The 2749-nt window shown below is 40.3% G+C and carries 3 protein-coding genes and 1 riboswitch; of the genes, 1 reads left to right on the forward strand and 2 read right to left on the reverse strand.

Going from position 1 to position 2749, the window contains the following annotated elements; all coding sequences use genetic code 11:
• Positions 1-425: 425 nt before the first annotated feature.
• Positions 426-980 (reverse strand): folate family ECF transporter S component, encoded by a 555-nt coding sequence (locus BLR65_RS28715; RefSeq protein ID WP_093798251.1) that lies wholly within the window; start codon positions 978-980, stop codon positions 426-428.
• Positions 981-1053: 73 nt separating this feature from the next.
• A riboswitch (THF riboswitch) is annotated at positions 1054-1158 on the reverse strand.
• A 171-nt stretch (positions 1159-1329) separates the two neighbouring features.
• Here BLR65_RS28715 and BLR65_RS28720 point away from each other — a divergent pair.
• Positions 1330-1593, forward strand: a complete 264-nt coding sequence (locus BLR65_RS28720; RefSeq protein WP_093798253.1) for a hypothetical protein — start codon at positions 1330-1332, stop codon at positions 1591-1593.
• 128 nt (positions 1594-1721) lie between these two features.
• Here the strand turns inward: BLR65_RS28720 and BLR65_RS28725 are convergent.
• Positions 1722-2749, reverse strand: a 1028-nt coding sequence (locus BLR65_RS28725) for a LysR family transcriptional regulator (RefSeq protein WP_218130686.1), incomplete at its 5' end; no start/stop codon positions are given.

A 2749-nucleotide genomic window follows, 5' to 3' on the forward strand; every position in this document is an offset into this window, starting at 1 on the left:
ACAACACTATTTTGCCAAAAAAACAAAGCTCTCTAGCCCGCGTATTTACTGGACTAGTAGAGCTTTTTTTACTTGTTTTGCTGCAAAACTCAGGACACTTGCAACATAAATTGACAATAATATGTAAAAAGCATATTAAAAATCATTAAAATCTGTTTATTCGTCAAATTGCATCAATTATTCGTTTTTCTCTGCCCGTAATTCGCCTCTGGTAATAGCCAATAAAAAAAGCCCATTATAAAATATGGACTCTTTGAGTCTGAAGTCTAAAGCCCTTCATGAAGGCCATTACGGCAACAGAGCCATACAGTAAAGCCGGCCCGGGGAGATTGTAGCCGACTTTTGGGTAGCTCCGGCCGTTTGCTTACATTGTTCTTCTTCCGCGTGACTCTTAACCAGTCTTGCCTTGAAGAAGGCCGCTAATCTTAAAGACGGTTCAAACTAATGTTGCGCGCTACTTTATAGCGAAGTAAAGGTTTACAGATTGTATAGATGGCGGCAATCTGCAGGGGAAGCAAAGCGGCTCCCTTGACAAATCGCGCTAATAAGAATGCCTGGGCCGCTTTGTTATATAAGATAGACAGCCACAGAGTGTTTAGGCCCAGATCGATAGCCAGGAAAACAACCATACTGGCTAAAGTGATTCGTCGCAAAGTTATTTTTTTATTGTGTAAGAAATAGCCGTAAATCATGCCGGCTGCAAAAGAACTTAGGGTAAACCCCGGAAAAAATAATCCGGGAGAAAAGAACAGACAACCGAGAACATCGGCAATAGCGGCAACAATCCCCCCGAGCAGCGGGCCAAACAGCATGCAAAACATTGCAATCGGTAAGAAACTCAGGCTGATGCGAATAAAGGGGGTTTGGATGGCAAAAAGATGAGTAAATATAATATTCAAGGCTATGAAAATTGCTGAGATAACCAAAGTAGTGGTAGTAAGGTAAGGTTGCGAAGGGTGACGCTTAGTAAAAAAATGCATGGAAGACACCTCCATAAAAATGTAGGCATAAATTGCTACATATTGCTACATATTTTAGGATTTCCTTCTATGCAGCAGCGGGATGCAGTGTTTGTACCGCAAACTACTTTTTGTAGTTTTTCGTTCAGTGACAACTCCCCGTTTACATGACACTTGACGCACAAACACTTACTCTGCAATTTATAAAAGAAGTTATAGATGGGAATACAAAACTCCTGCTTTTTTGTTACCCTGTTCACAAAGTTTTTCACCGAATTAATAAAAATCTTTATTGGATACTATACTGTCACATAATTTCTGATTTCTCGGAGCATATTATAAAGATAATTCCACCAGGAGAAATAGGGTTATGAAAATATTTTTAAAGAAGCTAAACAATTGGCACGAAGTACGTCAACATAACTATTGGATTAAAGCGTTTTGCTATGAATGCTGCAAAAAAACTCCGTTTTTTGTGTACTGGAGTGACGGACTGGCCTGTCCGTTTGTAGTTTGCCAAGTCTGCAAAAACGAAACCTTCAATATCCCGCTTGAAGAAGAAGAACTCTCTTCCACGGACGTACCGGAAATCATTGAGGCCATACAATCCTATGAACGTGGCTTATTCCTCTAAAAAAGTGTTGGCCTAGCAAGATGTCTAAGGCCAAATACTTAGCTTGCATTTAACTTTTTTCAAAATATATTAGAAAAGGCAAATAAATGACCGTGCAAAGCTGCTTACGCCTTGTACGGTTTATGTGTTTACGGGATAGGTTCACACTTAACTGCTATTCTGTCAGTAAAGTATTGAATCACATACTCACGAAAATGAATGGCTGCCTTGGATAAATATTGTTTTTCTTTCCAAATTAGCTGGAGAACACTTTGGTAATCAAAATCGACAACTTTTAATAAGACTACAGGTAAGTCCTGCTGTTCCTCCTTCGATGAAAGGATAAACGCTACGCCTAATCCGGCAGACACCAAATTCACCATGCCGATCGGCGCATCGCACTCACAGACAATATTAGGCACAAAATCAGCTTTTTTGCATAGCCTGTCATAAAGTTCCCGCAGGCTATGATTGGTCTTTAAATTAATAAACCGTTCCTCAGCCAATTCCGAAAGAAAGACACTAGAACGATTGGCAAAACGGTGTTCGGGTGACACCGCTAAAAAAATTTCCTCGGCCATAAGGGGAACCCTGGCTATACCTAACTGCTTAACAGGTTTGTTAATAAAACTGAAATCAACTTCCCCTGTTTCTAACAAGCGCAGCTTCGTATCATCATCCGCTATTTGCATGAGACGAAAATTGATTTTCGGGTAAAGCCGCACAAAAGATCCTAAAATATTGCAGAAAATTTTATTTAACGCTGTCGAGGTAACAGCAACAAATCCATACTCGCTTCCCGCCAAATCGGCAAGTTCCTGACGTCCTTCCTCCAGTTCAGTAAGCGCTTTATTGGCTTTTTTCAAAAAAGCTTTTCCATATTCGTTCAATACAATATTTCGTCCTATCCGGTTAAACAGAGGAACTCCCAAATCTTCTTCCAAACGGGCAATTGTCACACTGAGGGCAGGCTGCGCAATTTGCAATTCACGGGCCGCTTTCGTCATATGCTCCAGTTTAGCGACCGTTTGAAAATATTTAAGCTGCAATATATCCACACGAATTCCCTCCCCTTTAATATACGTACTCTCTCGGAAACCCGAGATATTATATGGATCAAGGCATTTAGCCTTGGTCTTTTTGCAGTTTTCCTCCAAAATAGACGTGTCGAAAATTT

It is taken from the genome of Sporomusa acidovorans, from assembly GCF_900101845.1.
GTDB classification, from domain to species: Bacteria; Bacillota; Negativicutes; order Sporomusales; family Sporomusaceae; genus Sporomusa; species Sporomusa acidovorans.